Origin of the sequence: Xanthomonas sp. 4461, from assembly GCF_024806475.1 — a bacterium.
In the GTDB taxonomy this organism is placed as follows: domain Bacteria; phylum Pseudomonadota; class Gammaproteobacteria; order Xanthomonadales; family Xanthomonadaceae; genus Xanthomonas; species Xanthomonas arboricola_F.
Window position 1 is genome coordinate 1100793 of record NZ_JANTYV010000001.1, and the last position, 24749, is coordinate 1125541.

The window sequence follows — 24749 nt, forward strand, 5'->3', positions numbered from 1 at the left end:
CCGTTATGCGCTCTAGGTACCAACCAATCATATGGCTTGTCGCCGCTAGCATCCTTGCAACCGCGGTGTATTGGCCAGGTCTCAACGGCCCCTTCCTGATGGATGACGGCCAGCACCTTGAATTGATTCAATCTTGGCGGCAGGGACAGATCGATTTTTGGGGTGTAGTTGCGAGCAACGGCAACTGGTTGTTCCACCGCTCTTTGGCAATGATCAGCTTGGCCGCAAATGTGGCAATCGGCGGGGAAACCAGTTTCTCGTTGAAACTTGGAAATCTGCTGCTGCATTTGATCTGCGGCTGGGTCGCCTATGCCACGCTACGGCGCATGCTAGCGCGGGACAAGACGCTTGGCCCGCACGCCAATTTGATGGCGGCGATGATCTGCGCGATCTGGCTGCTGCACCCGCTCAACGTTAGCACTGTGCTGTATGTCGTGCAGCGCATGAGCCAGATCGCCACGCTCTTTCCATTGCTGGGCGTTTGGCTCTACGTCAGCGTGCGCAACCGGATGCTGGCTGGAACCATCTCCGAACTACGCGCTGGAGCTCTGCTGTTTGTAGGGATTCCGCTTCTAACTTTCTTAGGCATTCAAGGTAAGCAGAGCGCCATCGTGCTCATCGGCCTTTGTTTGGTTGTCGAACTCGGCTGGCTCCAGCAACCACGCGAGTGGCCGCCAATGCTGCGCTGGCTGTTTTCGATCCTGCTACTGCTTCCTCTCTTACTTATTACATGCCTCTTAATCTGGAAATGGCAGAGCCTGCAATCGGCCATGCTCGAATGGGGCATGACGCCAGCTGAGCGCCTGCTCAGCCAACCGCGCGCGCTTTGGGACTACTGCAGGATGCTGCTGGTACCGTACTCGCCGGCAATGGGTATTTACAATGACGACTTCAGAATCTCACATGGCTTGACCGACCCTATCACCACGCTTCCCGCATTGATTGGCTTGATTGTCGCGAGCCTGGCTGCTGTTGCTGTGCGTAAAAGGTTGCCAGGAGTATTCGTGGGATGGTTTTGGTTCCTGGTTGCGCACTCGGTCGAGGCAAGCATCGTCCCCATCGAGCTCTACTACGAACACCGCAACTATCTGCCTCAAATAGGGATCTGGCTGCTGGCCGTCAGTCTGGTCACTGCAGCCTTGCAAGCTCTCGGCAGACATGGGGTACGAGTACGCGCCATTGGGTGGCTGATCTCGCTAGGCTTTATTGCAGTCATCTCGGGTCAAACCCTGTCGCGCGCGTTGGTTTGGAAGACATCGCTCGGCATCAGTATGGCGGCAGTGGAGGCGCATCCCAGCTCTGCCAGGGCAAGTGTGGCATTTGGATTTGCGGCAATGCAGGCTGGGCTAGTACAAGACACGTATCACGTGTTTCAGCGTTTAGCCACCAACGAGGATCGAGGTGTTGCCGGCGTGGGCAAGATTGAGCTCACGATCTTGAACTGCTATCTCAACAAAGACAGTGACCCTGCTCTCCTACAATCTGCAGCCGAGCGGCATCCAAAGTCCATCAATCCAGTGATGCCGTATGCCGCCAGCAATTTGGTGGAAATCCGTCAGCGTGACGGCTGCGGACGCATCACCCCACGCTTGTTGGCGGACACGATCGTAAGCATTGTCGACCAGGCGGTGGATACACGCGACGCCTCCCAACCCAAGGTGACACTCCGTTACAACGCTGCCCTAGCCTACTACCAAGCCGGCGACTGGCGCCTTGCACTACAGCAGACGCAGTTGGCTTGGCCCTACAGCAAAGATCCGTCGATTGCGCTATTCCACGTCAAATTGCTGCTGCACCAAGACGACCTTGCGGGTGCAAAGAAAGCATTTTGGGAACTGATGCAACGGGCCGGGTACGAACGCATCAGTCAGCTGCCTGGAGCTGTGCGTGGCGTCGCCCTGAGAGCAATGCTCAAGGAAATCAATGACTACGCGGCATCCAAGGCATTGCCCGGTTTGGCCGAAACAGAAGTAAGCCCTACGAATTAGGAGTATTAAAGCCTATGGCTGACTCGATTCAGGGAGTCGCCTCGAACGCCAGCCGGCGCGTGCCACTGAGGGCACGAACGGCTATCATCAGCAGACTATGCCGGCATGGGGTGCCGGCGGGGAGATAGGCCTTGGTTGCGATCACTACGGCGAAAAAACCGCCTTCCGCGACAAACCGCACGAATCAGATGGCGACCTTTGTCTGGGAGGGGACAGACAAGCGCGGCGTCAAGATGAAGGGGGACGAGCTCGCCCGCAATGCCAACATGCTGCGCGCCGAACTCCGGCGGCGCGGTATCACGCCGACCGTGGTCAAGACCAAGCCCAAGCCGTTGTTTGGCGCAGCGGGCAAGCCAATCAAGCCCAAGGACATTGCATTTTTTAGCCGACAAATGGCTACCATGATGAAATCCGGTGTACCCATTGTGGGGGCGCTTGAGATTATCGGCGAGGGCGCCAAGAACCCGCGCATGAAGAAGATGGTCGGCGAAATCCGCACCGACATCGAGGGCGGCCTGTCGCTCAACGAGGCCATCAGCAAGCATCCGGTGCAATTCGACGAGCTGTACCGCAACCTGGTCAAAGCGGGCGAAAGTGCCGGCGTTCTCGATACTGTGCTGGAAACGGTGGCGACATATAAGGAAAACATCGAAGCCCTGAAGGGCAAGATCAAGAAGGCGCTGTTCTATCCGGCGATGGTGATGGCCGTTGCGCTGATCGTCAGTTCCATCCTGCTCATCTGGGTTGTACCGCAATTCGAAACCGTCTTCTCCAGCTTTGGCGCGGAGTTGCCGGCGTTTACCCAGATGATCGTGAATTGTTCACGTTTCATGGTGTCGTGGTGGCTGCCGATGTTGCTGATCGCAATCGGCTCGGTCGTCGGGCTAGTGATGGGCTACAAGCGCTCGCCGAAAATGCAGCATCTGTTCGACCGGCTGATCTTGAAGGTGCCGGTCATCGGCAAGATCATGCACGACAGTGCCATTGCCCGGTTCGCGCGTACCACGGCGGTGACCTTCAAGGCTGGTGTTCCGTTGGTGGAGGCGCTGAGCATCGTGGCCGGCGCCACCGGCAACAAGGTCTACGAAGAAGCGGTGCTGCGCATGCGCGACGACGTGTCGGTCGGCTACCCGGTCAACCTGTCGATGAAGCAGGTCAACCTGTTTCCGCATATGGTGATCCAGATGACCGCCATCGGCGAAGAGGCCGGCGCATTGGATACCATGCTGTTCAAAGTGGCCGATTACTTCGAGCAGGACGTGAACAATGCGGTAGATGCCTTGAGCAGCCTGCTGGAGCCGATGATCATGATCTTCATCGGTGTCGTTGTCGGCGGTATGGTGATCGGCATGTATCTGCCCATCTTCAAGTTGGGCGCAGTCGTTGGATAAGACGTAATGGCATTTCTAGACCAGCATCCCGGTCTCGGCTTTCCCGCCGCGGCCGGACTGGGACTGCTGATCGGCAGCTTCCTGAACGTGGTAATCCTGCGCTTGCCCAAGCGCATGGAGTGGCAGTGGCGGCGCGATGCGCGCGAAATCCTGGAGCTGCCGGACATCTACGAGCCGCCGCCGCCGGGGATCGTGGTGGAGCCCTCGCACGACCCCGTCACCGGCGACAAGCTCAAGTGGTGGGAGAACATCCCGCTCTTTAGCTGGCTGATGCTGCGCGGCAAGTCGCGCTACAGCGGCAAGCCGATCTCCCTCCAGTACCCGCTGGTGGAGCTGTTGACCTCGATCCTGTGCGTGGCCAGCGTCTGGCGCTTCGGCTTTGGCTGGCAAGGCTTCGGCGCAATCGTACTGAGCTGCTTCCTGGTGGCGATGTCGGGCATCGACCTGCGCCACAAGCTGCTGCCGGATCAGCTGACCCTGCCGCTGATGTGGCTGGGCCTGGTCGGCTCGATGGACAACCTCTACATGCCGGCCAAGCCCGCCCTGCTGGGCGCGGCGGTCGGCTATGTCTCGCTGTGGACGGTGTGGTGGCTGTTCAAGCAGCTCACCGGCAAGGAAGGCATGGGCCACGGCGACTTCAAGCTACTGGCCGCGCTCGGCGCCTGGTGCGGGCTGAAAGGCATCCTGCCGATCATCCTGATTTCCTCGCTGGTCGGCGCCATCCTCGGCTCGATCTGGCTGGTGGCCAAGGGCCGCGACCGCGCCACCCCGATTCCCTTCGGCCCCTACCTGGCCATTGCCGGCTGGGTGGTTTTCTTCTGGGGCAACGATCTGGTGGACGGCTACCTGCACTTCGCAGGCTTGCGTTGACTGGGGCACGGCGATGAGCGATTTCATCGTCGGCCTCACTGGCGGCATCGCCTCCGGCAAGAGTGCCCTCGCCGCCGAGTTCGAGAAACTGGGCGTACCCGTGATTGATGCCGATATCGTTGCGCGGCAGGTCGTGACGCCCGGTCCCATCCTCGATGCCATCACCGAGCAGTTCGGCCACGGGATCCTGTTACCGGATGGGACACTGGACCGCCAAGCGCTGCGTCAGATCGTCTTCGGCGATCCCACGCAACGGCGGACGCTCGAAGCGATCACCCATCCTGCAATTCGGGCCGAGCTACAACGTGCGGCACTGGCCGCCGATAGCCTCTACGCCATCGTCGCGATCCCCTTGCTCACAGAAGCCGGCGGGCGGATGACGTACCCCTGGCTGGACCGCATCCTGGCTGTCGATGTCCCGGTTGCGACGCAGCACGCGCGACTGATTCAGCGCGACGGCAGTACACCAGCGTTGGCCGATCAAATGATTGCCGCTCAAGCCTCGCGCGAACAGCGCTTGGCCATTGCCGATGATGTCGTGAGCAACGAGGGTCATGCAAAACACCTGGCAGGAGCGTCAGCCAAGCTGGATGCGGACTATCGCGTACGCGCGTTGGCCAAGCGGGGCACGGCAGCCACCTTCCAGCATTCCTGAACTTCTAAAAAACTATAACCCGCTTGCAATACCAGCGAACGGAGTCAGATTCCGGCTGCCAGACAAAGAGGCTGCCAGACAAAGAGCAAGAACGGCTTGCAGCACTTCCGACCAACGGCTGGATTAAGAGTCTGCCTACTCGATTGAGAGCATTTCTTTTTCGGTATGCTTTGCCCACACATGCACCGCTACCGCGGCTTGCCAAAGAACACACGACACGGAGAGTTGAGGCGATGAAGGATCTTGAGCGTTGGATGCACGAAAAAAGTCCTCGCGGCACTTTGTTTGGACTTCTGCTTGCACTCGTTGCAGCGCTTTCTTATTTGGTCCCAATGCAAAAGGCTTACGCTGGAGACTCAGCTCTTTGCAATGCGGGCACTAGCCTATGTGACCAAGGGCAGGCATATCTCAATGCTTTGAGGGAAGGCAACGAAGCGATTTGCATCTCTGGAGGCGTAAATATTCACAGTGGAAAAGTGAACGATCGAACATACACCCAGCGTTACGAAGCAGTCGTCGAATGCTATCGCGCATTTGATAACTTCACTTGGGTTTCCTATTTAGACAGTAGCTTTTACGCCTCCACCTGCACCGCTCGCCCATCCATTGCACCTGCAGCCGGCAGCACCGGCAAAGTCTGCCAACAAGGCTGCGAGTACACCGTCGGCACCAACGGCAGCCAGCCAGTCGCCACGCCCAACGGCGCAGTCTGCGCATCTCCTCCACCAATCGATCCCGGCAAGAACAACGGCTGTTGCGACGCCACCACCGGGCCGACCACGGCTGGCAACCCCGCTAACGTGTTCACCGGGGCCAAACTCGAAACCGCAGTCGATTACCGCGCCCCGGTTGGACATCTGGAGTTCGTACGCTATTACAGCAGCGCAGCTGGCTTGCAACCCGTTACCGCGCTCGGTTCCACATGGCGGCACAGCTACGCACGTGCGTTGACGGTGGCCGATGCAGAAACCGTGGTCCTGACCCGTCCCAGCGGCAATTTCTACACCTTCAAGAAGTCTGCCAACGGGACCTGGACGCCCGACTGGGACGTACGCGAAGTGCTGACCGAACTCCTCGACAACGGCGTGCGGACCGGCTGGCAAGTCACCACTGCAGACGATACGCAGGAAACCTTCGGCCCCGACGGCAAACTGACCGGCATGGCCTATCCGGATGGGGAGCGGCTGACGTTGACCTATGCCGCCGCGCAATTGCAGTCGGTGCGGGACCTACGCGGCCGGCAAATCATATTTACCTACCAAGCCGGCAGGATCGTCCAGGCCACGCTCCCCGATGGCTCAATCCTCGGTTATGGCTATGACACCCAAGGACGCTTGAGCTCGGTGGCCTTGCAGGCGGCAGGGGCATCGGCCTCCTCAATGGTGGCCAGCTATGGATATGGCGATTCACGCTTTCCGGATGCGCTGACGACACATCGCGATGCACAAGGCCAGGTCTATGCGTCATGGAGCTACGATGCGCAAAAACGCGTGACCCGCAGCGTGCATGGCAATCCGGCAGGCGCGATCGACCAATTTACGATTGCCTATGCAGGTACCGCCTCTACCGTCACAACGCCATCAGGAAACACCATCACGCGCACTGGCCTGTCCAAGCTCGGCCAGGCCAAGGTGGCAGCTGTCCAAGGGCTGTGCCCGGAATGCACAGGTGCGTCGTTCCAGTCCCGCAGCTATGACGGCAATGGCTATCCCGATCTTGAGATCGATTTTGCCGGCGTCTCCACTGACTGGAACTACAACCATCGCGGCCTCCTGACCAGCAAGATCGATGCCGCCAACGATACGGCCGGCCGCAAGCGCACGGTGCAAACCGAGTGGCACGCCAGCTTGCGTCAACCTATAGACCGCCGCAGCTATGACGCCGCCAATGCGCTGGTGGCCAGGACAACCTGGACCTACAACGCCAGAGGCCAGGCACTGACCGTCTCGCAACTCGACCCCGCCGGCGCTGCAGCGCGTGTCGCCACGCGGCGCTATTGCGAAGATGCCGATGTCGCTGCAGGCAGCTGTCCGCTAGCAGGTGCGCTGCTGTCCAGCGATGGCCCGCGCACCGATATCGCCGACAGCACGAGCTACAGCTACTACCTCAGCGATGATGCGAGCTGCGCCGCAACACCTACGACCTGTGCGCATCGCAAAGGCGACTTGTGGAAAGTCACAAGCGCCCTAGGCCGCGTCACCGAATACCTGGCCTACGACGGCGCCGGCCGCCCGCTGTCCATCAAGGACGCCAACGGCATCGTCACCGACTACAGCTACCACCCGCGCGGTTGGCTGACCGCCACCAAGGTGCGCGGGGCCGACGCGTCCATCGAGGCCGATGACCGCATCACCCGCATCGACTACTGGCCCACCGGCCTGGTCAAACAGGTCACCCAGCCCGATGGCGCGTTCACCGCCTTCACCTACGATGCGGCGCATCGGCTCACCGATATCACCGATAACGCTGGCAACACCATCCACTACACCCTGGACAATGCCGGCAATCGCGTAAAGGAAGACACCAAGGACGCGGCCGGCACGTTGAAGAGCACGCTTTCGCGCGTCTACAACGAGCTCGGCCAACTCAAGACGCAGGCCACCGCCGTGGGCGATCCCACCGACTTCGGCTACGACGCCAACGGCAACCCCACCACCGTGACCGATGCGCTGGCAACCGCAACGCAGAGCGAGTACGACCCGCTCAATCGCCTCGCGCGCACGCTGCAGGATGTGGCCGGCATCAAGGCGGGCACCACCTTCGACTACGACGCGCTGGACAACCTCACCAAGGTCACCGACCCCAAGGGCCTGGATACCAAATACGAGTACAACGGCTTTGGCGATCTGGTGAAGCTCACCAGCCCGGACACCGGCGTCACCAGCTACACCTACGACAGCGCCGGCAACCGCGCCACCCAGACCGATGCGCGTGGCAACGTCACCGGCTATGGCTACGACGCGCTCAATCGCCTGACCAAGGCCACCTACCCCACCAGCGGCCTCAATGTCGCCTACACCTACGACGTGACGCAGACGGGCTGCGCGAACGGGGAGACCTTCTCCATCGGCCGCCTGACCAAAATGCAGGACGGCGGCGCCATCACCCAGTACTGCTACAACCGCTTCGGCGATCTGGTGCGCAAGGTGCAAACCAGTAACGGCAAGGCGCTGGTACTGCGCTACGACTACACCGTCGGCGGCCAGCTGCGGCGGATGACGTATCCCGACGGGGCGGTGGTCGATTACGTGCGTAACACCCAAGGCCAGACCACCGAGGTCGGCGTGACCCCGGCCGGCGGCAGCCGGCAGGTGCTGCTGGGCAATGCCAGCTACTACCCATTCGGCCCGGCTGCCGGTTGGACCTACGGCAATGGCCGCACCCTCGCCCGCCAGTACGATCTGGACTACCGCCCGCAGGCGATCCAGGACACCCGCCCGGGCGGGCTGGAGGTGGGCTTCGGCTTCGACCCGGTCGGCAATCTCACCGCGCTGACGCCCGCCGGCAATCCCACGCCGGAAATCGGCCTGGGCTACGACACCCTGGGCCGCCTCACCGGCCTTAAGGACGGCCGCACCGGCACGCTGATCGACGGCTACAGCTACGACGCCACCGGCAACCGCCTCAGCGCCAAGGTCGGCACGGCCACGCAGGCCTACACCTACCCGGCCGACAGCCATCGCCTCAGCGCGGTGGCTGGCGTGGCCCGCAGTTACGATGCCACCGGCAACACCACCGCCATCGGCGGCACCGCGCGCCAGTACACCTACGACACCACCGGCCGCATGACCCAGGCCCGCCGCGCCGGCGCGGTGACGATGAACTACCGCTACAACGGAAAAGGCGAGCAGGTGCGCCGCTTCCTCGGCACCACCAACACCTACACGCTCTATGACGAAGCCGGCCATTGGCTGGGCGACTACGACAGCAACGGCGCGGCCAAGCAGCAGGCGATCTGGCTGGACGATCTACCGGTGGGCCTGCTGGCTAACGCCAACACGCTGCACTACATCGAACCCGATCACCTCGGCAGCCCTCGTGTGGTCATCGACCCCACCCGCGATGTCGCGGTGTGGACGTGGAGTTTGAAGGGCGAAGCCTTCGGCAACACCGCGCCGAATCAGGATCCTGATGGGGATGGTGCGGCGCTGGTGTTGGATATGCGTTTCCCGGGGCAACGGTACGACGCAGCGAGTGGGTTGAACCAGAACTACTTCCGGGATTATGAGGCGGCTACCGGGCGGTATGGGCAGAGTGATCCGATTGGACTTGAGGGTGGTTTATCCACCTTTGCGTATGTTCAATCCGCCCCGATGACATCAGTTGACCCTTATGGCCTTCAAAGAGTCATACGTCTGCCACAACCAGGTTTTGGCGGCTCCACAGGTGGACTCAATAATCCGAATAGCCCAAACAATTATGGAGCTAATGGGCAGCCAGCCTATCCACCCGACCCTTCCGCAGAGCAGATACTGGGAGGAATTTTGGGCTCACCGATGGTGAATTCATCCCAATTCCCCCTAGGCCAACTGATCAGCAACTCAATTGCGATCGCTGGGACGGTCTGTGGAGATGACCCAGATAGATGCTATAACCGTTGGCAGGAAGAATCGGGTAAATGCGTGATATGGGGAAGTCTTGGGGCGAGATGGGTTCGTGCATGCCGTGACCGTGCAAGATATAGATTCCAACTCTGCACGAGTAATGGAGGCAAGCCTGATCCCAATGAGCCACCTGAGTGGTCTCCTTCTCGTGATTATCCACATTAATAACGGAAATATATGAAAAATGAGATAAATCGGCGCCACGATGCACAAGGCAACCTCATTGAGGAAGGCGAATACACCAATGATGTCCTGAATGGTTACTTGAGAATATGGAATTCTCGAGGAATACTGCTCAGCGACGCAAATTTCAAAGATGGAAAAGCTCATGGTTTAAGCAGGACATGGGGTGAAGGTGGGAATCTCAACTGTGAGAGCCAGTACGAAAACGGCGAACTACATGGCCATTATCGTAGCTGGTGGGAAAATGGAACTTTAAAAGAAGAAGGAGTTTTTAAACATGGAAAGAGGAGCGGAAGATATACCTGGTACAACAAGGACGGAGCAGTCTGGCAGATAACAGAAACAGAAGACTAAGGCCGACATACACGTGCGCAGCAGCCAGAGCCAAGAACCACATTTGGCATGTCCCCTACCGGCGGCAGCGGGCAGGTGCTGCTGGGCAATGCCAGCTACTACCCATTCGGCCCGGCTGCAGGCTGGACCTACGGCAGGCCGCACCCTCGCCCGCCAGTACGATCTGGACTACCGCCCGCAAGCGATCCAGGACACCCGCCCGGGCGGGCTGGAAGTGGGCTTCGGCTTCGACCCGGTCGGCAATCTCACCGCGCTGACGCCCGCCGGCAATCCCACGCCGGAGATCGGCCTGGGCTACGACACCCTGGGCCGCCTGACCGGCCTCAAGGACGGCATCACCGGCACGCTGATCGACGGCTACAGCTACGATGCCACCGGCAACCGCCTCAGCGCCAAGGTCGGCACGGCCACGCAGGCCTACACCTACCCGGCCGACAGCCATCGCCTCAGTGCCGTGGCCGGCGTGGCCCGCAGCTACGATGCCAGCGGCAATACCACCGCCATCGGCGGCACCGCGCGCCAGTACACCTACGACGCCACCGGCCGCATGACCCAGGCCCGCCGCGCCGGCGCGGTGACCATGAACTACCGCTACAACGGCCGTGGCGAGCAGGTGCGCCGCTTCCTCGGCACCACCAACACCTACACGCTCTATGACGAAGCCGGCCATTGGCTGGGCGACTACGACAGCAACGGCGCGGCCAAGCAGCAGGCGATCTGGCTGGACGATCTACCGGTGGGCCTGCTGGCTAACGCCAACACGCTGCACTACATCGAACCCGATCACCTCGGCAGCCCTCGTGTGGTCATCGACCCCACCCGCGATGTCGCGGTGTGGACGTGGAGTTTGAAGGGCGAAGCCTTCGGCAACACCGCGCCGAATCAGGATCCTGATGGGGATGGTGCGGCGCTGGTGTTGGATATGCGTTTCCCGGGGCAGCGGTACGACGCTGCGAGTGGATTCAATCAAAACTTCTTCAGAGATTACGAATCTTATACTGGCCGCTATGTCGAATCAGACCCTACTGGCCTTATTGGCGGCATTAGTACGTATTCCTATGTAAGCTCTGATCCCTACAATTTCGTCGACATATACGGACTTGAAATTGTTTTACCGTGGCTGGCACCCACCCTAGCAAGACCAGCGGTGCTACCACGCCCTATCGCTACGCCGCTCGATTCCGCAGCCCCAATTCCCTGGAGTGGACAAGAAGATCCGAATGGCGAGTATTGCCGAAGCCTTGCGAGGAAAATTGAGAATACCAGCCAAGAAATTTATGGAAAAAAGACACGGTTAGGGGTCATGAAAAACTACTAAATAGAAGGCTTGGCGAACTTCGAAAGTTGGAAAATGAATATTCTCGCAAATGCCAAAGATGGGCATGCCTGTGATCAATAAAAAATGAAGAAAAATAGAAGTGAGGCTGCCCGCGCCATTGGAAAACTAATATCCTCCATTCAAAAAGAATGGGGGGATGAGCTCGGCTGCGGCAATGCCGAGATTACAGAGAATGTAATGGGAGCGGCACACAAACTCTTACAAGCAGAGACATCAGGTAAATTGCTTGAGGAGTTGGCACAATTGAACGTGCGTCAATATCTCGGGGATTTATGGGTTCAATCTCACCCTAGCGTCAAGCCAGCAATCACCGCAATAGAAAATGCCATAAATAAAATCAACTCGTCGCAGAACACCAGAGGTCAAGGTTAATTAGCGATTCTGACTAAAACATTCCTCGCAAAGAAACCGAATCACTCTTAATTCCGGAGTTACGCGTAAATTTCTAGCGATGGCACTCACACTACTGAAATCTTTATTCGGGGGCAGTTGACATCCCAATCGACCAGTAGCAACCTCTGCCTCAAGGAGCGTAGAAACTCCTCTCATAGCGGTACCCACCTCCGTCAAACTGGTGGGTTTTTTGTGCCTGTTCGAAGGCGCAAGCCGACGCGATGCCTGCGTCGGGAGGGCGGCTAATACAACACTCCTTCTGGAGGAATACGCCCGCCGGCTATGAGCGGTTTCTAACCTCCCGACATCCCGTCGCCGGCCGGCGACGGTGCCTATTTTTCGAAGGAGGCGTTGTCATGACAGATGCATCGATATTGGCTGGTGGGCGTCGTCGCTCGGTGGTGCTGGCGGAGGTGAGGCGATGAGCCGGGCGCAGTCTCCAACCGCCAAGCGGTCCAAATCAAATGCCAAGCGCGCCGCTACCGCAAAGCGGTCGACCACGCCGGCAAAGGACACGCAGCCCATGCGGCTGGTGCCCTCGCCCACGTTCGATGTGGACAACCTGGACGTCGACCGTCCCCACAGGCCCCGCGTGGACGATCTGCCGCCGCGCCCACCGCGCAAGGCACGCACGCCCACGCGCTGCACGGTGGGTTATGCGTTCTACGATGCAGAGCCGGGCCGGCCGCATAGCCTGCGGATTCCCAGCGTGCGCTTGCGTGGGTTATGGCTGGAGCAGCTGGGGTTTGCGGTTGGCTGCAAGCTGCAGATCACTGCGCGCGAGGGCGAGTTGGTGGTGACGGTGGTGGAGCGCTGAGGGGCTTTGGGGCCGCGGTTGTTGTTTGGAGGCCCTGCAGTGGGGAGGACGATATGTGTAAAGCCCTCGCGCACGAGTGCGCTCCTACAGAATTTAGCTTGGTTGGTTAGCGGTGGAATGCCAGTGTTGCTATGACGCCGCGCTGCTGGCCTGGGCGTACGCTGACGCGCCAGCCGTATAGGTCACAGAGGCGGCTGACGATCGACAGGCCGATGCCGCCGCCTTGCGAGTGGCCGGCGTGGGTGCCGCGGTAGCCGCGCTGGAACAGTTTGGCGGCATCCTCTTCGCTCAGGCCGGGGCCGGAGTCGATGACTTCCACGCAGTCGCCGCGCACACGCACGCGCACCTGGCCGTCCTGGGTGTACTTGACCGCATTGCCGATCAAATTGCCCAGCGCCACCGACAAGGCGGATTCGGGCGCGTCGATGACCAGGTCGCGCTCGCCTTCCAGCAGCAGCTCCAGCGGTTTGCCGCCGAGCTGGGCGCGGTGCGCGTCGATCAGCTGTTCGGCCACCTTGGCGACATTGCTGCTGCCTTGCCCGCGCTCGTTGCGCGAGAGCAGCAGCAACGAGCCGATCAGGTCGCTGCATTGTTGCTCGGCGCGCTGGATACGCTGCAGGCGTTGCAGCATCTTCTCGTCCAGGTTGGGCTTGGTGAGCAGCAGTTCGGTGGCGCCACGGATCACCGCCAGCGGGGTGCGCAATTCGTGGCTGACGTCGGCGTTGAACTCGCGGTCGCGCTGCACCACTTCGGTGAGGCGGGCCGAGTAATCGTCCAGCGCCTCGGCGAGCTGGCCCACTTCGTCGTCCGGGAAGTGCGCGGCCAGCGGCTTGGGTTCGCTGGTGCCGCCACGGTAGGCACGCAGGCGCGCGGCCAGGTCCGACACCGGGCGCATCACCTTGGATGCGGACCACCAGCCGATCAACAACGAGAAGCCGCTGAACACCAGCACCGAGAGCATCAGCGTGCGCTTGAGCTGGATCTCGCCCTTGAGGGTCTGGGTCATGTCGTAGGCGAGGAAGAACCACTCGCTCGGTGTCTTGCGCACCGCCAGTTTGTACGAATACGCGTTGCCGCCGTCGTCCACGCCGGAGATGGTGTGGATGCCGTCGGGCAGTTGATACCACTCCGGCTGCTCCAGCCGCAGCGCATCGAACTTGTCGCTTTTGACCACGCGCCCGCGCATCTGCTGCACCGGCAAATCCGGGTTACGCAGCGGGTCGGAATAGAACCGCTGCGCGAAGGCGTCGATATTGCGGTTCATTACGTCTTCGACCAGCTGGTTTTCCACGCGCGCACGCGCCCAGTTGGTGGCGAAGGCGAACAGCGTGGTCAGGCAGAACCCCAACAGCACGAACGACAGGATGATGCGGCTGCGCAGGCGCCGCCGGTAGCGGCCGCGCTTGCGCGCGGGCCGCAGGCCAATGGCACTCTCAGGCATCGGGCGAGGCGATGCGGTAGCCAATGCCGTGACGGGTCTGGATCATCGGCACGTCGAAGGGCTTGTCGACCACCGCGCGCAGACCGTGGATGTGCACGCGCAGCGAATCCGAATCGGGCAATTCTTCGCCCCAGACGCGGGTTTCCAGCTCCTGGCGGGTAACCACGGCCGGCGATGCCTCCATCAACGCCTGCAGGATCTTCAGCGCGGTCGGGTTGAGCTGCAGCAGCTTGCCGCGGCGGCGCACCTCCAGCGTATCCAGGTTGTATTCCAGGTCGCCGGTTTCCAGCACGCGGGTGTGCACGCCCTTGCCACGACGCGACAGCGCGTTGAGCCGCACTTCCACTTCCTGCAGCGCGAACGGCTTGATCAGGTAGTCGTCGGCACCGGAGTCGAAACCGGCCAGCTTGTTGTCCAGCGAATCGCGCGCGGTCAGCATCAGCACCGGCGTCTGCTTGCGCGCTTCGTTGCGCAGCTTGCGACAGACCTCGATGCCGTCCATGCCGGGCAGGTTGAGATCGAGCACGATGGCGTCGAACTCGTGCACCACCGCCAGATGCAGGCCAGTGACGCCATCGGCGGCGAAATCCACCGTGTGGCCACGGTCTTCAAGATAGTCGCCCAGATTGGCGGCGATATCGCTGTTGTCTTCAATTACTAGAATTCGCACTGGAACCTCGTTGTTGGGTCACGTACCCGGCTGCCTCTGGACAGTTTGCCGTTGCATCCGCGTCAATTCGTCTTTGTTGCTTTCTCGGAGTCGGCGCCGTTCGGCCGCCGTCATGCATTGCGTCGTGGAAAGATTGGAGCCCACTGCACGCACACGCTGACAGATCATCCGGCTCTCTTCGCCTGCCTTGCTCAACAGTGCGTTGACCATGGCTTGATCATTGAACACCGCCATCTTTGACTCAGGCGTGAGTTCCCCTGGGGCAGGCCGGGACTGAAGTGCCGTTTCTATACGCTGCAGGGCCGACAGCACCCTGCTGCGATCCTCGGTACCGATCTCCGAATACTTATCGCCGCTCCTCAGGTCTACACGCACCTGTTCGGCCTGCTCGGCAAATGGGCGGGAAGCCTCCACATCCACAGCCTTCTTGTCGGCGGCAAAGGCAGGCAGCGCTGCGCACAGCAATATCAGCAGTAGTCCTTTCATGGCTTTACGCGTCGTTCCATCGGTGGTTGGTAGCTGAATGTAGACGTGAACCTCAAGACCGGCAAGCCGTCCATAAAAAGGCCCAAGTGCGACACCGCACTTGGGCCAAAAGTTCATCCCGATCACCGTCACTGCCGAGAGCGGAGCTACGGTCGACAGAGGCTAGCGATCAAAGGATTATATTTTCGTTAATTTTCCGCTAAAAACAGCCTGCTACCGATCAACGGGCCGATTGCTCCAGATGCTGGATGATGCTGGCGGCCACATCGACGCCGCAGACGCCCTCCACGCCTTCCAGGCCAGGGGTCGAATTGACCTCCAGTACCAGCGGCCCGCGCTTGGATCGGATGAGGTCGACACCGGCGACGGCCAGGCCCAGCGCGCGTGCCGAACGCACCGCCACCTGTTGCTCCTGCTCGGTAGCCTGGGCCACTGCGGCGGTGCCGCCAAGATGCAGGTTGGAACGGAAATCGCCTTCAGCTGCCTGGCGGCGCATCGCTGCGACGACGCGGTCGCCGACCACGAAGCAGCGCAGGTCGGCGCCTTCGGCCTCGCCGATGAACTCCTGCACGATGAAATTGGCGTACAGCCCGCGCAGCGCTTCGACCACCCCACGCGAGGCGCTGGCCTTCTCGGTCAGAATCACCCCGGCGCCCTGCGCACCCTCGTTCAACTTCACCACATGCGGTGGCGGGCCGAGCATGGAGAGCAGGTCCTGGGTGTCGTCCGGGTTGTCGCCGAACACGGTGACCGGCATGTCGATGCCCTGCGCGGCCAGCAGTTGATGCGCACGCAGCTTGTCGCGCGAACGCAGGATGGCATCGGAGGGATTGGGCGTGTAGGTGCCCATGAATTCGAGCTGGCGCAGCACGGCGGTGGCATAGCGGGTCACCGAGGCGCCGATGCGCGGGATCACTGCATCGAAGCCGGTGATCGGCTTGCCCTTGTAGTGCAGGCTGAAGCCGTCGGCGGCGATGCGCATGTAGCAGCGCAATGGGTCGAGGATGCGCACAGTATGGCCACGCTTGCGCCCGGCCTCGATGAGCCGTCGGGTCGAATACAGCTTGCTGTTGCGCGAAAGAATGGCGATTTTCATCGCAGCAGGAACACGGCGCGGCCTGGACATGGTCGAAGTCTGATGACGAGGTGACCCAAGTCCGTACGTCTGCCGGCCGACCGCGCGTGCGGGCGCGCTGGACCCTGCTCGCGACGATGGAACTGGTATGCGACGGCCCCGAGGATGGAGAGGCGATGGCGCCTCGGCATGTGTTGCAACAACGCAAGGCTGCGCTGCCCCAACCGGTTCGATGCTAGCAGGGCGTACACGCGGCGCTCAAGCAATCGGCAGCTGCGTTGCATGCGCCAACACGCGTTGTCATGCAGCCAAGGCTCGGACCGAAGGCGCGTCACCGCAGTAATCGGTCATGACCGGCAAGCGCTGCGGCCGCGACAAGCGAACGCCGCAGTTAAGCCATGTCATCGCAGCTGCCTCGCGCCATGCCTCGACCTTGCGCCCTCACACCGCACCCGTGTTGCCGTGACGCGTCTTGCACAGCGGAAACCGCAATGCTTGAGCCCCCTCAATGCCGGCATGCCGGCGCACCCGAGACTCTCAATGCGACGTCCAGCAAGCGCGGCCTATGCCAATCCCTCCCGCATCCGCCAGGGGCGTCCGTTCCCCCGCGGCGCCGTCTTCGATGGCAAGGGCACAAATTTTGCGCTGTTTTCCGCGCATGCCACCCGTGTGGAACTGTGCCTGTTCGACGAACAGGGCAACGAAACACGCGTGGACCTGCCCGAGTACACCAATGAAATCTGGCATGGCTATCTGCCCGATGCCAAGCCGGGGCAGCGCTATGGTTACCGCGTGCATGGACCGTATGCGCCGACCGAAGGTCACCGCTTCAATCACAACAAGCTGTTGCTGGACCCGTATGCACGCGAGCTCGAAGGCGATCTGATCTGGGCCGACGAGCTCTATGGCTACACCGTCGGCCATCCGGACGGCGACCTGAGCTTCGATGAGCGCGACAGCGCGCCATTCATGCCCAAATGCGTGGTGGTCGAAGACACCTACGATTGGGGCGACGATACGCGCCTGCTCAAGCCGTGGAACGAAACGGTCATCTACGAAACCCACGTGCGCGGCTACACCATGCGTCATGCGCAGGTGCCGGAGGCCGTGCGCGGCACCTTTGCAGGCCTGGCCCAACCGCAGGTACTGCAGTACATCAAGGACCTGGGCATCACTGCCGTCGAGCTCTTGCCGGTACACGCGTATCTGGATGATCAGCATTTGCTGGACAAGGGGCTGCGCAATTACTGGGGCTACAACACCATCGGCTTTTTTGCGCTGAAGTCGCGCTATCTGTCCAGCGGCCACCGCGACGAGTTCCGCGACATGGTCAAGGCCATGCACAAGCAGGGCCTGGAAGTGATCCTGGACGTGGTCTACAACCACACCGCCGAAGGCAGCGAATTGGGGCCAACCCTGTCGTTCAAGGGCATCGACAACGCCAGTTATTACCGGCTTGCCGAAGACAAGCGCTATTACATCAACGACACCGGCACCGGCAACACGCTCAATCTGAGCAACTCGCGGGTGATCCAGTTCGTCAACGATTCGCTGCGCTATTGGGCCGGCGAAATGCACGTGGACGGTTTCCGCTTCGATCTGGCCACCATCCTGGGGCGTGAGCCGAGCGGTTTCGACCAGCGCGGCGGTTTTCTGGACGCCTGCAATCAGGACCCGTTGCTGTCGGAAGTCAAACTCATCGCCGAACCTTGGGATTGCGGCCCGGGCGGCTACCAGGTGGGTCATTTCCCGCCGGGCTGGTCGGAGTGGAACGACAAGTTCCGCGACAATGCGCGCGAGTTCTGGAAGGGCGAGGATGGCAAGCTGGCCGAGTTCGCGACCCGTTTCACCGGCTCGGCCGATCTGTTCGATCGCCGCGGCCGCCGCCCTTGGGCCTCGGTCAACTTCATCACCGCGCATGACGGTTTTACCCTGCGCGATCTGGTGAGCTACAACGAAAAGCACAACAGCGACAACGGCGAAGACAACCGCGACGGATCGTCCAACGACGGCTCCTGCAATTACGGCGAAGAAGGCGAGACCGACAACGCCGACATCCTGCAGATTCGCGAGCGGCAAATGAAGAATCTGCTTGCGACGCTGCTGCTGTCGCAGGGCACGCCGATGATGCTCAGCGGCGACGAGCGCGCACAGTCCCAGGGCGGCAACAACAACACCTATTGCCAGGACAACGAAATCACCTGGCTGGATTGGGAAAACGACCCGACCGATGGCCGGCTCACCCAATTCGTCAAGGCATTGACCGCGCTGCGCAAGCGGTACCCGATCCTGTCGCGTGGCCGCTTCCTCAATGGGCAATACAACGAAGAAGCCGGCCTGCGCGATCTCACCTGGCTCAATCCCGGCGGCACCGAAATGGACGATGCGCATTGGACCGATGCCGGTGCGCGCTCGGTTGGCCTGCTGCTCGAAGGCAAGGCGCAAACCTCGGGCGTCAAGGAGCTGGCCAACGACGACACCTTGCTGATCGTCATCAATGCCTATCACGAGGGCGTGACCTTCACCCTGCCCTCCACCGATGAGCCGGTGCATTGGAAGCTGGTGCTATCGACTGATGAAGCGCTGGAAGTGGACATGATGCCGGCGGGCGCCAGCGAATTCCTGGCACCGCCACGCAGCGTGTCGGTCTTCGAGTGCAAGAGCGATCAGTAACGCTTGAACGGTCGACAGGCTCGCTGCCACCAGCATGGTGGACAGCGAGCTTTTTAATGCGCGCCGGGATGCTCGCGGAGCGACATCGTGCGAGATGCGGTTTTCAGATGCGGTGCAACTCCCGCATTGACAGCACCAACATCAATTCCCAAATACAACTGCGACAATTTTCTTCGCGAATGCGTCAGCCAGGCTATAGCCGAATTCGTTGGAGTCTACATATCTCCCGCGGCCGCCAGACATGCGAGCAACGCGACGGGAAGCGGATCGACACGTCTGGCGACTGACGATTGGCGATCAACAAATGGGCGTAATACCTCCACGCTGGCCGAATTGCGCCTGCAGCTTGAATCCGTCACCGACTCCCGCCAGGACGATGCGCATCACGATCCGTTCGCTTCCATGCATTGCCTGTGGCCAGGATGACGAACGTACAAACGGACGAACGCGCACGGCGAAACGCTGCATGCAGCATCACGTGATCACGCGGCTAACCGACGCGACCCGGATCCAAAAAATCTACGAGCACGCCAAACCGGCGACAACTCACCCTGGATAGAGCGGGAAACGCTTGTCCGGATGCTTGGACTTCCATTCCTTATAAGAGCTAGTGCCTTCCCAGGCCTTGAATGCACGCGGCGTGCGGCCACGGCCGGACCAGGTTTCGCCGGAATGCGGAAGCCAGTATTTGGCAACCACCTCGCCGGTGGACGACAGCGGGCCCTTGGACTTGCCGGTCATGGCGAGCGAGGCGATCTGGGATTTCTGCTTCGCGTTGAAGCGGCTACCGAACTGGGTGAGCACCTCGACGACCTGGTCGAAGGCTTCCAGGGTCTGGGCATACTTGAGCTGCGCCTCTTCCTGCTCGAGCTTGCGCAACTCTTCCAGCAGTTGGGCTTTGGCGGCGGCAGAGGGTGAAGCGGGCGGAACCTGGCGCATTGACGAAACTGAGGTTTGGGCGGGTCAGCGAGTATTGCCCCTGCGCCGGCCAGCGTAAAGCGTCCAGGCCGCGCCAGGTCTGCTGGCGCTCAGCGATGACGCAGCAAGGCGTGCTCGCGGGCCATGGTCAGCACCGGCCCAATGCGCCCTGCCCGGATCAGCTCGCTGCAGTGTTTGCCGACAAATTCAACCCTGGGCGCGGTGAACCACTGCACCACCCGGTCCAGCTGCCCGGCGTTGATCGACCACGCATGACAGACCGCCTCGCCGAGCTCCTCCACCCCGACCAGGCCGATCTGGCGAATCTGATCGGCGTCGAGCCTGAACATCTCAAGCACCTTACCGGCGTCGTCAGGCGTGCCGCACGTACTCGCCTGATCCGCCGGCCCGGTGCGATAGGCAATGGAGGCCGCGCGCGCCGACTCTGCACGGCGCATGCCTTTCATCAACGCACCGATTAGCTGGGAGTGAGTAGTGGTCATGGTGTCCGCTCAATGATGCAGTCACTATGGTGGACATGCGAAGCGTTCTCAATCAGGAGGTTCCTGACCCTGAGGAAGAAAAAGCCGAAGCTGTGGCGCACTTTTACAGTGAGTAAGCGCCTGCAATCGATGTCATTGGCAGCACCCATCGCAGCGATAGAGACCAGCTTGGGATTGCCGCATCGCGCAAGGCCGCCGACACCGGTCGAATCGTCCCGGCAGGAGGCACCGACCTGATCGCCGCGCATAAAAGGGGCTAACAGCGCGGCTGTGCTCACCGCACGGCTGGCGCGCGGGCGCGGCCGGTGCTCGCACGGCAGTACTGCTAGTGCATTCGGGTTCTGAGCGCGCCACCCCACACCCACCTGACAACCACTCGCCACGTTTGTTAGCCGCTGCAGAATCAAATCAGCCTGTATCTGCCATCGTGATATCCGAGACCGCGCCTGCAGCACGTGCAATGCGGCGAACCGGCCTTGTGGAACCCGCGACATCCCGCAGCGTCGTTGCAACGCATCACCGCACCAACGACTGCTCCACATCCTTCAACATGCGCCCGTAAGACGCCCGCTCTGCTGCACTGAGAAAGCCTTGCTCGCGCACAAGCCTGGGAACGTCCGCAGCAATCTTCGACAGGTAAGCGGTCAGTTTTTTCGCGCGTACGGGCGTCATCGATTTGCTCTTGCGCGCATCCGCAATCGCCCTGCGCAAGGTCTCCACGCGCTCGGCAAAATACAGTTGCTGCGCCTGATTGACGCGCCAATGGTCATCGGCCGGTCCGGCTTCGAGGCCACTGCCACGGACCGATTGAATGAAGGCCTGATCGGCGCTGAAGGACCCAACCAATGCAGCGGCGCGCCTGCCCTGCAGAAGCGATGGATCCACTTCCACCGCGCATCCGGTTACGTGGGCCAGCTGCTGCAAACGCTCGTCGAGCCGCTGTGCAGGCAGCGAGACGGCAAACGGCCCGGGTTGGCAGGCGGCGACGACCGGCCCCGCACAAAACGATGGAACCCAGCGCAACGATAATTGAGGGCAGCCGATGGCGAACGACAGACATAACAGCATCCGGACTGCACGGACATCCGTGCGTTGCGCACGCTAGACCGGCGATCCCGAACGGCAACGAAACCGGCCTCGTACGGCGCCCCTATCGCCAACGCTTCCGCGGCAGCACATCGGCGTAGCGCCATGCACCTATCTGGCGATCTCCATCAGCACATATTGAAATGCAACGGCACCGTAGGCCAATGCTGCCGCAACTAGACCGAACCACATCCATCGCCGCGGCCCGCGCGCGACGCCCACAACAACCGTGCACAGCGACAACGCAAGCATCACCGCGAACTTCAGCACGTACGCCGAGGAAGGCAACCACGCTGCCAGCGGCAGTCCAACGGCCACACTCGCCATCGCACACTGTTTGATGACCATCGAGGCACGCCCCGACGCATGTCGAACCAGCATCATTGCCACCAGTGAAAAGGCGACAAACCAGATGGCGATTGCCGTTTGACCCGCTATCGCATCCGATGAAGGTGCAAACACGCCCTGATGCCTCCCTGCGATCAGAATTGAGCAACGCGGGTCGATAGAGCGAGCCAGCGCCTGACATTGCCACGCAAACGAGCGGGCTGGCGAAGACAGCAAGGATGACGCTGCGAGCGGCGTGGCCGCCTCGACGCGCCCAGGCCGTTGCGGCCATGGAGCGGGCGATGGGAATCGAACCCACGTCAGTAGCTTGGGAAGCTACAGCTCTACCATTGAGCTACGCCCGCGCGGCGTGGGGAGAGTGTAGGCGGGTGCAGGTGTCCGGCGCAATGCGCAGACGTGACGAGGGCCGGTTGCCCGGCCCTCGTGTGTTACCCAATTCCTGCAAAGCCACTCGGCGCGATCAGAAGTTGCCGCTGAAGTTCACGAACAAGGTGGCATCGCGGGCGCTGCGCTGGGCGGTGGTGGTGCTCAGGCCCACATTGCTCTGCAGACCCCACAGGCCGGTGCGCGCCCCCAGCACCACGGTGGCGTAGTTGCGGTCGAAGTTCTGGCCCGGGACGGTGTACATGCCCACGTCCGGCATCGACTGCAACCAGGCGCTGGCTTCGGTGCCATCCTTGAACTCGTGGTCGTAGGTCGCCTGCAGGTACGGCTTGACCGCCGCACCGTCCAGGCGCACCTGGAAGCCGATGCGGCCGACCAGCGAGTCGATGTCCTGGTCGGTGTAACCGAGCGCGGTGGAGCTTTCGTTGCTTTCGGTGTAGCCGTCGAGCTTGAGCTTCTGCCAGGTCAGGCCGACCACCGGGCCGTACTTGACGTTGCCTTCGCCCAGCGAATAACCGGCATTGACGGCGGCGGTGAGGTTGCTGCCGTCCGGGGAGCCGCTGTGCACGCGCGTGGCTGGCCCAAGCTGCACTTCGCGGTCGACGTCGTAGCTCAGCCAGCTGTAGCTGACCTGGGCGTTGACCCAGACCGGGCCGGTGTACCAGCCGAAGAAGCCGCCCAGGGTGGTGTCGTCCTGCTTGAAGCTGCCGTTGCGGTTGCCGAAGTCGGCGTCCATGCTGCCGAAGCCGGCAAAGCCGCCGAACACCAGATCGCCGGCAGTCCAGTCCACGCCGAACAGGCCGGCCGGGGCCATGCCGTCGTACAGGTCGGCGTGGTCGTAGCGCTGCATGTCGCCACGCACGCTGCCCCACCAACGCAGACCATCGGCGTCGGGCTTGCCGTCCAGATGCCAGGCCACCTGATCGGCGCGCGCGCGGCCGATGGCCTGCGCCGAATGCGTCAGCACCTGCTGCAGACGCGGCGCTTCCAGCAGCGAGATGGCGTACTGGCCCAGGATCTGGTGGGTGGCGGTGGTGGGGTGGATGCCGTCGGCGAACACATAGGTGTTTTGCGCGTTGGCCGCGACCAGGCTGGTCGGGTTGCACGCCGGCAGCGGCACCGCCGGGTTGCAGGCGGTGCCGGTGACGTTGCTGAAGCCGTAGGTACCCGGATCGGCAACCACTTCCTGCAGGATGTGGAAGGTGTCCACCGGGATCACGCGCAGCCCGGCCGAACGCAAGCCGTTGAACAAGGCGGTGTTGTAGGCGGTGGCCGCTGCAGTGCCCTGCGCCATCGCAGCCGCACCGCCGGCACGGAAGCGCGGGGTGATGCCCACGTCCGGAATGGTCGGCACCATCACGTAGCGCGCGCCGGCAGCCTGCAATGCGCCGACCGCACCGACCTGGGCGGTCACCGCACTGCCGATGATGGCCTGCGCCTGTGCCGGCACGGTGGCTGCGGCGAGCAGGTCGTTGGCGCCACCCCACACGGTGTAGAGCGCGTTCGGGTTGGCGCGGCCGCCATTGGCGGTGAGGTAGGTGTTGATCTGGCTGGTCACCGACGGTGCGGCGCCCAGCGCGCTGACCGAGCTGGCCTGGATGCGCGCGCCGCCGGCGGCGTAGTTGTCGCCGGTCTGGCCATTGCCGTTGGGCGCGGCGTTGGTGCCGAAGTGGTCGCCGACATATTCGGCCCACACCCAACCCGGATTGGTGGTGAACTTGCCGGTGACTGCGCGCGAGGCAGCCGGCAGCAGCGGGTTGTAGTAGCCGCTGTCGGTGAGGCTGTCGCCGAAGAAGACGGTCTGGTCGAAGGCCGACTCGGCCATGGCCGGTGCGGCCGCGATGGCGATGGCAACTGCCATCAGGGAGCGGATCGGGCGAAATGTTGAAGCCATGGGAGTGCCTGCTTGAAGTGGATGGGACCGGACCGGGCTGCATACGTACGCCGGCGAATGGCAATGGTTTCACCCTCGCCGCCCGCGCTCACGCTGCACCGCCGCATAACGCAAAAACGCGCGCCCTGGCGGCGCGCGATGCAACAATGATGACATGAACATTCAACTCAACGGCAGCCCGCGCACGCTTCCCGACAACCTGCCGCTGGCGGCCCTGCTCGAACAGGAAGGGCTGGCACAGCGACGTGTGGCAGTGGAGGTCAACGGCGAAATCGTGTCGCGCGGGCGGCATGCCGAGCATGCGTTGTGCGAGGGCGATGTGGTGGAGATCGTGCACGCGCTCGGCGGCGGTTGATCGCCGGATTGGACGCTTTCGCAATGCCACTGTTCACGCTCACCGTCCGCCACGAATGCAGCTGGTTCTCGACGCAGCTCGCTGCGCCGAATGCCCAGGCGGGGGTCGTGCAGTTTCTCGACAGGGTGTACCCGTCGATCCGTGAGAGCGCCTTCGGGACACTGGCGCCCGAGATCAGCGCGGCGGACCTTGTTCTGTTCGTGCCGATGCAGGGGCTCACGAACGTCTGGGCCGCAACCGCGGGGAGCGCCGGAAGTTACGTCGAGCTTGTGTGTTCCTGCACCGTCGATGTCGCTTGAGCCTGACAACTCGCGCACGTGCT

General features: G+C 61.8%; 20 protein-coding genes, 1 tRNA gene, 1 other RNA gene and 1 pseudogene. 13 read left to right on the forward strand and 10 right to left on the reverse strand.

What is annotated here, in order from left to right; all coding sequences use genetic code 11:
• Positions 1 to 98 precede the first annotated feature (98 nt).
• The 9 genes and pseudogenes from FHY19_RS04765 (at position 99) to FHY19_RS04805 (ending at position 12594) form a co-directional block, all read left to right on the forward strand.
• Positions 99 to 1988 (forward strand): hypothetical protein, encoded by a 1890-nt coding sequence (locus FHY19_RS04765; protein WP_259162356.1) that lies wholly within the window; start codon positions 99 to 101, stop codon positions 1986 to 1988.
• Between the two features lie 188 nt (positions 1989 to 2176).
• Positions 2177 to 3379 carry a type II secretion system F family protein gene (locus tag FHY19_RS04770; protein ID WP_259163969.1) on the forward strand — a complete coding sequence of 401 codons (1203 nt, stop codon included), beginning with the start codon at positions 2177 to 2179 and terminating at the stop codon, positions 3377 to 3379.
• Positions 3380 to 3385: 6 nt separating this feature from the next.
• A complete protein-coding gene (locus tag FHY19_RS04775; RefSeq protein ID WP_002812278.1) occupies positions 3386 to 4249 on the forward strand; it encodes an A24 family peptidase in 864 nt (287 codons plus the stop codon).
• Positions 4250 to 4262: 13 nt separating this feature from the next.
• Positions 4263 to 4904 (forward strand): dephospho-CoA kinase, encoded by a 642-nt coding sequence (gene coaE, locus FHY19_RS04780; protein ID WP_259162376.1) that lies wholly within the window; start codon positions 4263 to 4265, stop codon positions 4902 to 4904.
• Positions 4905 to 5137: 233 nt separating this feature from the next.
• Positions 5138 to 9673 (forward strand): RHS repeat-associated core domain-containing protein, encoded by a 4536-nt coding sequence (locus FHY19_RS04785; protein ID WP_259162378.1) that lies wholly within the window; start codon positions 5138 to 5140, stop codon positions 9671 to 9673.
• Positions 9674 to 9685: 12 nt separating this feature from the next.
• Positions 9686 to 10045 (forward strand): hypothetical protein, encoded by a 360-nt coding sequence (locus FHY19_RS04790; RefSeq protein WP_259162379.1) that lies wholly within the window; start codon positions 9686 to 9688, stop codon positions 10043 to 10045.
• 75 nt (positions 10046 to 10120) lie between these two features.
• Positions 10121 to 11363: pseudogene (locus FHY19_RS04795) on the forward strand (RHS repeat-associated core domain-containing protein).
• A gap of 84 nt (positions 11364 to 11447) precedes the next feature.
• Positions 11448 to 11756 (forward strand): hypothetical protein, encoded by a 309-nt coding sequence (locus tag FHY19_RS04800; protein ID WP_259162381.1) that lies wholly within the window; start codon positions 11448 to 11450, stop codon positions 11754 to 11756.
• Positions 11757 to 12198: 442 nt separating this feature from the next.
• Positions 12199 to 12594, forward strand: coding sequence for a type I toxin-antitoxin system SymE family toxin (locus FHY19_RS04805; protein ID WP_259162382.1), 396 nt, complete (start codon positions 12199 to 12201; stop codon positions 12592 to 12594).
• Positions 12595 to 12700: 106 nt separating this feature from the next.
• Here the strand turns inward: FHY19_RS04805 and FHY19_RS04810 are convergent, their stop codons facing one another.
• From FHY19_RS04810 to rimK, 4 genes are all read right to left on the reverse strand, one after another.
• The gene (locus FHY19_RS04810; protein WP_259152370.1) at positions 12701 to 14035 is read right to left on the reverse strand and encodes a HAMP domain-containing sensor histidine kinase; all 1335 of its coding nucleotides are present in this window, start codon (positions 14033 to 14035) and stop codon (positions 12701 to 12703) included.
• Positions 14028 to 14705: a response regulator transcription factor gene (locus tag FHY19_RS04815; protein ID WP_003490678.1), complete on the reverse strand. Its 678-nt coding sequence runs from the start codon at positions 14703 to 14705 to the stop codon at positions 14028 to 14030. Before FHY19_RS04815 ends, FHY19_RS04810 begins: the two co-directional genes overlap by 8 nt.
• Before the next feature lie 18 nt (positions 14706 to 14723).
• On the reverse strand, positions 14724 to 15308 hold the full coding sequence (locus FHY19_RS04820; RefSeq protein ID WP_259162384.1) for a hypothetical protein: 585 nt from the start codon (positions 15306 to 15308) through the stop codon (positions 14724 to 14726).
• Between the two features lie 103 nt (positions 15309 to 15411).
• Positions 15412 to 16317, reverse strand: a complete 906-nt coding sequence (rimK, locus tag FHY19_RS04825) for a 30S ribosomal protein S6--L-glutamate ligase (RefSeq protein ID WP_259162393.1) — start codon at positions 16315 to 16317, stop codon at positions 15412 to 15414.
• A gap of 489 nt (positions 16318 to 16806) precedes the next feature.
• Between rimK and glgX the strand changes: the two genes are divergently transcribed.
• Positions 16807 to 18939 carry a glycogen debranching protein GlgX gene (glgX, locus tag FHY19_RS04830; protein ID WP_259152418.1) on the forward strand — a complete coding sequence of 711 codons (2133 nt, stop codon included), beginning with the start codon at positions 16807 to 16809 and terminating at the stop codon, positions 18937 to 18939.
• Positions 18940 to 19485: 546 nt separating this feature from the next.
• Here glgX and FHY19_RS04835 read toward each other — a convergent pair.
• Together FHY19_RS04835 and FHY19_RS04840 are read right to left on the reverse strand one after the other, a co-directional pair.
• Entirely contained in the window at positions 19486 to 19878 is a 393-nt protein-coding gene (locus tag FHY19_RS04835) for an H-NS family nucleoid-associated regulatory protein (RefSeq protein ID WP_104612064.1), read from the reverse strand.
• A gap of 89 nt (positions 19879 to 19967) precedes the next feature.
• A complete protein-coding gene (locus FHY19_RS04840) occupies positions 19968 to 20360 on the reverse strand; it encodes a hypothetical protein (RefSeq protein ID WP_259152421.1) in 393 nt (130 codons plus the stop codon).
• Positions 20361 to 20678: 318 nt separating this feature from the next.
• Between FHY19_RS04840 and FHY19_RS04845 the strand changes: the two genes are divergently transcribed.
• Positions 20679 to 20754: non-coding RNA, sX9 sRNA (locus FHY19_RS04845), on the forward strand.
• A 122-nt stretch (positions 20755 to 20876) separates the two neighbouring features.
• Here FHY19_RS04845 and FHY19_RS04850 read toward each other — a convergent pair.
• The 4 genes from FHY19_RS04850 to FHY19_RS04865 form a co-directional block, all read right to left on the reverse strand.
• Complete coding sequence (locus tag FHY19_RS04850; RefSeq protein WP_259162396.1) at positions 20877 to 21428, reverse strand: STN domain-containing protein; 552 nt, start codon at positions 21426 to 21428, stop codon at positions 20877 to 20879.
• Positions 21429 to 21557: 129 nt separating this feature from the next.
• Positions 21558 to 21908: a hypothetical protein gene (locus FHY19_RS04855; protein ID WP_259162397.1), complete on the reverse strand. Its 351-nt coding sequence runs from the start codon at positions 21906 to 21908 to the stop codon at positions 21558 to 21560.
• Between the two features lie 156 nt (positions 21909 to 22064).
• A tRNA-Gly gene (locus FHY19_RS04860) sits at positions 22065 to 22138 on the reverse strand.
• Between the two features lie 116 nt (positions 22139 to 22254).
• Positions 22255 to 24039: an autotransporter domain-containing protein gene (locus tag FHY19_RS04865; protein WP_259163972.1), complete on the reverse strand. Its 1785-nt coding sequence runs from the start codon at positions 24037 to 24039 to the stop codon at positions 22255 to 22257.
• Between the two features lie 187 nt (positions 24040 to 24226).
• Here FHY19_RS04865 and thiS point away from each other — a divergent pair, with 187 nt between their 5' ends.
• Both thiS and FHY19_RS04875 read left to right on the forward strand, forming a co-directional pair.
• Positions 24227 to 24427 carry a sulfur carrier protein ThiS gene (gene thiS, locus FHY19_RS04870; RefSeq protein WP_104612060.1) on the forward strand — a complete coding sequence of 67 codons (201 nt, stop codon included), beginning with the start codon at positions 24227 to 24229 and terminating at the stop codon, positions 24425 to 24427.
• A gap of 23 nt (positions 24428 to 24450) precedes the next feature.
• Positions 24451 to 24726 (forward strand): hypothetical protein, encoded by a 276-nt coding sequence (locus FHY19_RS04875; RefSeq protein ID WP_259162399.1) that lies wholly within the window; start codon positions 24451 to 24453, stop codon positions 24724 to 24726.
• The last annotated feature ends 23 nt before the right edge of the window (positions 24727 to 24749 follow it).

Coding starts and splice junctions, on each gene's coding strand:
- FHY19_RS04765 (WP_259162356.1), top strand. CDS start 99: ATGGATGACGGCCAGCACCTTGAATTGATTCAATCTTGGCGGCAGGGA.
- FHY19_RS04770 (WP_259163969.1), top strand. CDS start 2,177: ATGGCGACCTTTGTCTGGGAGGGGACAGACAAGCGCGGCGTCAAGATG.
- FHY19_RS04775 (WP_002812278.1), top strand. CDS start 3,386: ATGGCATTTCTAGACCAGCATCCCGGTCTCGGCTTTCCCGCCGCGGCC.
- coaE (WP_259162376.1), top strand. CDS start 4,263: ATGAGCGATTTCATCGTCGGCCTCACTGGCGGCATCGCCTCCGGCAAG.
- FHY19_RS04785 (WP_259162378.1), top strand. CDS start 5,138: ATGAAGGATCTTGAGCGTTGGATGCACGAAAAAAGTCCTCGCGGCACT.
- FHY19_RS04790 (WP_259162379.1), top strand. CDS start 9,686: ATGAAAAATGAGATAAATCGGCGCCACGATGCACAAGGCAACCTCATT.
- FHY19_RS04800 (WP_259162381.1), top strand. CDS start 11,448: ATGAAGAAAAATAGAAGTGAGGCTGCCCGCGCCATTGGAAAACTAATA.
- FHY19_RS04805 (WP_259162382.1), top strand. CDS start 12,199: ATGAGCCGGGCGCAGTCTCCAACCGCCAAGCGGTCCAAATCAAATGCC.
- FHY19_RS04810 (WP_259152370.1), bottom strand. CDS start 14,035: ATGCCTGAGAGTGCCATTGGCCTGCGGCCCGCGCGCAAGCGCGGCCGC.
- FHY19_RS04820 (WP_259162384.1), bottom strand. CDS start 15,308: ATGAACTTTTGGCCCAAGTGCGGTGTCGCACTTGGGCCTTTTTATGGA.
- rimK (WP_259162393.1), bottom strand. CDS start 16,317: ATGTCCAGGCCGCGCCGTGTTCCTGCTGCGATGAAAATCGCCATTCTT.
- glgX (WP_259152418.1), top strand. CDS start 16,807: ATGCGACGTCCAGCAAGCGCGGCCTATGCCAATCCCTCCCGCATCCGC.
- FHY19_RS04835 (WP_104612064.1), bottom strand. CDS start 19,878: ATGCGCCAGGTTCCGCCCGCTTCACCCTCTGCCGCCGCCAAAGCCCAA.
- FHY19_RS04840 (WP_259152421.1), bottom strand. CDS start 20,360: ATGACCACTACTCACTCCCAGCTAATCGGTGCGTTGATGAAAGGCATG.
- FHY19_RS04850 (WP_259162396.1), bottom strand. CDS start 21,428: ATGCTGTTATGTCTGTCGTTCGCCATCGGCTGCCCTCAATTATCGTTG.
- FHY19_RS04865 (WP_259163972.1), bottom strand. CDS start 24,039: ATGGCAGTTGCCATCGCCATCGCGGCCGCACCGGCCATGGCCGAGTCG.
- thiS (WP_104612060.1), top strand. CDS start 24,227: ATGAACATTCAACTCAACGGCAGCCCGCGCACGCTTCCCGACAACCTG.
- FHY19_RS04875 (WP_259162399.1), top strand. CDS start 24,451: ATGCCACTGTTCACGCTCACCGTCCGCCACGAATGCAGCTGGTTCTCG.